Raw genomic sequence first — 4722 nt, 5'->3', positions numbered from 1 at the left:
AAAGTCAGATAGTTCTTTTACATCGAATCCTAGAAACTTTAAAAGACATAAGTTCCCATAATCATAATATTCATCATCTAACAAACCACTCTCTGACCTTTTGTATAAATGATCTAGGTTAATTAATGGTTTTACTTTTGAGTAATTATTGAAAAGAATAAAAACTGGCATTCTTGCATCCAGAGTGTCAAGGACTAGATCGGACGATTCACCAATCTTTGCTTTGGCTCTTAATTCTTCATGTCTCTTTTCTTCTTTAGTATTGTCTTCTTCAATAAGAGCATAATAATTATCTAAAAAGCTAACCAAAGAACGGGATCTATCTCCTGATATCTCAGTAGAGTCTACCCATTCATTAACGATTGCATTTAAAATATTACTTGGCTTCTTCATTTGTTCATCTGGGTCTTCAACAAAATATTGCTTATCCAGATGTGATGCTAACCTTAATAAACCGCCTCTGATGTCTGAAAAATATATGGCTGACGGCCCATTTTCTATAGAGTGATAACTTTGATTATCAATAGCTCTTTCTACTTTATATATACAATCATGGAATGGCTTTGGAATAAGAGCTTTATCAGCTTCGTCTAGTTTGAACCAACCTGTTACTACAATGGTATCTTCAGCTAATACTCTTCCAGAACTAATATCATTATATTTTGAGCGTGGATAATCTCTTAATATATCAAATCCAGCTACTTCATCAGGTTTATTTAACTGTTGCAAAGCTCTTAGTACAACTGTTTTTCCTGCTTCATTAGGGCCAACCATTATTGTTTTTAGGTCTTCAATTTCAAATTCACCAGTATCAATAATGCTGCGATAGTTTTGAATTCGAGCTTTACTTAACTTCATATTTTTTCCTCACAATTTTATATAGATATATTCGTATTTCTCTTTCGCTATAATACCATTCAAACCATCAATTCCACTGCTAAGATAAATTTCTCTGATATCTGTCCGTTTGTCGCCCCTGCGTAAGGGGAAATTAACTATTCTATCTGCTTCTCTAAATATTGCTTATCATATAGGTTTAGCTTTAATCATATAACGGAGCTTATGGTAAATGATTTTAGAGAGGAAAAGGGAGCTTCCTAGAAACTGTGTAACTGCTTATAATCCACTAACAGGAGAGTAAGCAATGACTAACCAAACCGACCTTAGAAAACTGGCTTAACAAATAGCTAGCAGCATTAACAGCTTCGATGATATCAAAGACTTTCAGAAGCAACTCATGCAATCCTTATAGATCAAATTATAAATTATGCAAAATTTCTTGAACCAACATGTATTTTATATAGTGTATATTATATATATAAAAAATTTTTCTCCTACCAAACCTTACTCTATATACTTTATACATTATTTATATACTATCTACTAGATATAACGCATAGGTGACTTAGAAAGACAAGCGTCATAACTTTGAAAGCAAAAAAGACTTCATCACCGCTCAGGTGACTTAGAAATTGTCGAACGTGTTGAAGTGATTGCAAATCTCCTTCATCACCGCTCAGGTGACTTAGAAATTGTCTTTGTCATACAGCCACATATAACCTCTCTTCATCACCGCTCAGGTGACTTAGAAAAAGACCAATGGGTGTGGGCGTGGCGGTATTGACTTCATCACCGCTCAGGTGACTTAGAAAACTAGGGTGTGTCATCAAGTAGATGATGAAGCTTAAAATGAGAAAAATTGTAGATAAACAAGAAAGCAATTGCCGTTAATATGAACATATTGACAAAATTTCTGACGATGTTTAGCAAAATTCAGCCATTTTAAGGCCACTAAATGTATTAATTAATGACACGCCCTAGGACAACCCCCAATATTTAATCACCTAAAGCCGCTCTTAATCTATATTCAATATTGATTTCGCCACAGCTTCAGCCACTTTGATACCATCAATTCCCGCTGACAATATGCCACCTGCATAACCAGCGCCCTCGCCTGCAGGGAATAGTCCTTTGGTATTAATGCTTTGGAGATCTTTATTACGTTTAATGCTGATTGGTGACGATGTTCTGGTTTCTACACCCGTTAGTAAACCATCGTCAGATGCAAAGCCTTTGATTTTTCTATTAAACGCTGGAATGGCTTCACGTATGGCATCCACGGCAAAATCAGGTAACGCTTTGCTTAGGTCCGTTAAGGTAATACCTGGAGTGTAAGACGGCTTCACATCACCGAGTTCTGAGTCTGGTTTGCCTTTTAAGAAATCGCCAATGGTTTGCGCTGGTGCATTGTAGTCTTTGCCACCTAACTCAAACGCTAAGGTCTCTAGTTGTCTTTGTAAGTCGATACCAGCAAGAGGATGGTTTGGGTAATCTCGCTCTGGGTCGATACCCACAACAATTGCGCTGTTGGCGTTACGCTCGTTCCTTGAATATTGGCTCATACCATTGGTGACAACACGGCCTTCTTCTGAAGTTGCAGCAACGACGGTGCCACCTGGGCACATACAGAAGCTATAAACAGAACGACCGTTTTTACAATGATGAACCAGTTTGTAATCCGCAGCACCAAGTATTTCGTTTCCAGCATTATCACCAAAGCGTGCTTGGTCGATGGCTGACTGCTTATGTTCAATCCTAAAGCCAATTGAGAAAGGCTTTGCTTCAACATACACGCCTTTATCATGGATCATTTGAAAGGTATCACGGGCACTATGACCAACAGCAAGAACAACGTGATTGCTGTTTAACCGTTCGCCATTGTGTAAGGTAACGCCTGTGATTTGCTCGTCTTTGATATGGATATCATCGACACGAGTAGCAAAACGAATTTCGCCACCGAGTTCTATAATCTCAGCACGCATTTTTTCTACCATGCTGACTAGTTTGTAAGTACCTATGTGCGGTTTGCTAACAAATAAAATCTCCTCTGGCGCGCCAGCTTTAACAAATTCCGTCATGACTTTACGGCCATAATGATTTGGATCTTTTACTTGGCTATACAGTTTACCGTCGGAGAAAGTACCCGCTCCGCCCTCACCGAATTGTACGTTAGATTCTGTGTTCAATTTACGCTGACGCCAAAAGCCAAAGGTATCTTTGGTGCGTTGTCTTACTTCGTTACCGCGTTCAATGATAATGGGTTTAAAACCCATTTGAGCAAGCGTGAGTCCTACTAATAAACCACAGGGACCAAAACCAATAATGATAGGACGCTCAGTTAAGTCTTCTGGTGCTTGACCAACATATTTGTAGCTGGTATCTGGTGTTGGTCTAACATGGTTGTCTGACTCAAATTGCACCAGTAAATCATTGGTCAAATCCGAGTCGGTCAGCGTGACATCTAGCGTATAAATTAATTGGATATTTCTTTTATTACGAGCATCATAACCACGTTTAAACATCACAAATGATGCCATCTGCTCAGCAGAAATTTTAAGCTTGGTCGTTATCGCAGTCGTTAGATCTTCAGGTGCATGATTTAATGGCAATTTAATTTCAGTTAAACGTATCATTGGTTACTCATAAACTCGTGTAGAAAACAGTCTCGCATTTTACTGGTACTGATACAAATAAGCGAATAAATATTCTACTTATACAGGATAAATTTACGGATTTGACGGCAGGAGCATATTTACTAATTGATGATAAGTAGTACATCTAAGCAGGTTAACGCTGCAATACTTTTATGATGGAGTAACTATAGACTGCTATAATACAAGCATTTATATTAGACCACTGAGCTCCTCACATTTATCAAGGCCCATTATGACCACTTATATACTCGACACAGAAACCACAGGGCTTGTTGAGCCGCACATGACTGAAGCCGCCTACTCTATTGTGAATATCAACAATGGCAAGGTAGAGGTACTACAAGAGCCAAGATCCAAGCGTTTTAACCCTCTGAAAGAAATCAGCTTGGGCTCTATGGCAGTGTCACATATATGTGAAGAAGATATCATGAATGAGCCTCCTCATACAGACTTTAGACTGCCCAGTAGTGTTGAGTATTTGATTGGTCATAATATTGATTTTGATATGGCCGTTCTAAAAAATGCAGGCGTGACACATACGCCTAAGCTGATATGCACCAATGCGATGGCTAACTATCTGCTACCTACGCTAGAAAGCCATAAGCTGGTCTCTCTTCTCTACCTCTTTCATCGAGATATCGCACGTGAGCAAGCAAAACATGCACATGCTGCTGTTTATGATATTTACTTCACTCAGTTGGTACTGGGTAGTCTGATTGATTTAGCCAATAGCCAAGGCCATGTCATCACTGATGCAGAGAGCTTATATGAGTTTAGCCAAATGGCACGCATACCCACGCATTTCAGTTTTGGCAAATATAAAGGTGAGGCTATTGCAAAGTTGGCAACCCATTCCGATGGAGCTGGATATCTAAAATGGATGCTCAAGCAAGACAGTATTGACCCTTATTTGGCTGAGGCTTGTCAGCAGGCTCTAGATACAGCTGGCTAAATCATAAGTGAGCGTATTTTAGTTTGAGATATAAAAAAAGCTGCAATACGTTTTTGTATTGCAGCTTTTAATACATATGATACAACCTAACTTAACATTTAGAGCATGTTCTCAATCTAAACGATAAATATTAAGTGAAGATGCGCCCTAATTGATGACACACCCCAAATAACTGATTCAGAATCATGCTTAAACGACTTATAGACAACATGAGCAATTGCGTTTGGTTTTAGACATTTTACCAATACCAGGGTTAAAGCTGTTGGTTGGGTCTAA

4 protein-coding genes and 1 pseudogene are annotated in these 4722 nt (G+C 38.6%); 2 read left to right on the top strand and 3 right to left on the bottom strand.

Annotation, left to right across the window (positions count from 1 at the left end):
* Window positions 1-858 (bottom strand): AAA family ATPase (locus ACT3SX_RS13965; RefSeq protein ID WP_444518748.1); only part of this gene is annotated, 858 nt, incomplete at its 3' end.
* Between the two features lie 286 nt (window positions 859-1144).
* On the opposite strand from ACT3SX_RS13965, the pseudogene ACT3SX_RS13960 reads away from it, so the two are divergent.
* Window positions 1145-1246, top strand: a pseudogene (locus ACT3SX_RS13960) (transposase); the annotation flags it as partial.
* Window positions 1247-1856: 610 nt separating this feature from the next.
* On the opposite strand, the gene ACT3SX_RS13955 reads toward ACT3SX_RS13960, so the two are convergent.
* Window positions 1857-3473, bottom strand: coding sequence for an NAD(P)/FAD-dependent oxidoreductase (locus tag ACT3SX_RS13955; RefSeq protein WP_192520654.1), 1617 nt, complete (start codon window positions 3471-3473; stop codon window positions 1857-1859).
* 253 nt (window positions 3474-3726) lie between these two features.
* Between ACT3SX_RS13955 and ACT3SX_RS13950 the strand changes: the two genes are divergently transcribed.
* Window positions 3727-4446 carry a 3'-5' exonuclease gene (locus tag ACT3SX_RS13950; protein ID WP_192520653.1) on the top strand — a complete coding sequence of 240 codons (720 nt, stop codon included), beginning with the start codon at window positions 3727-3729 and terminating at the stop codon, window positions 4444-4446.
* A gap of 198 nt (window positions 4447-4644) precedes the next feature.
* On the opposite strand, the gene ACT3SX_RS13945 is transcribed toward ACT3SX_RS13950, so the two are convergent.
* On the bottom strand, window positions 4645-4722 hold a 78-nt coding region (locus tag ACT3SX_RS13945), incomplete at its 5' end, for a hypothetical protein (protein WP_444518749.1).

The organism is Psychrobacter sp. AOP31-B2-9 (assembly GCF_052378005.1).
In the GTDB taxonomy this organism is placed as follows: Bacteria; Pseudomonadota; Gammaproteobacteria; order Pseudomonadales; family Moraxellaceae; genus Psychrobacter.
Note: the sequence above shows the minus strand (reverse complement) of the source record. Positions and strands in the feature narration are given on the sequence as shown.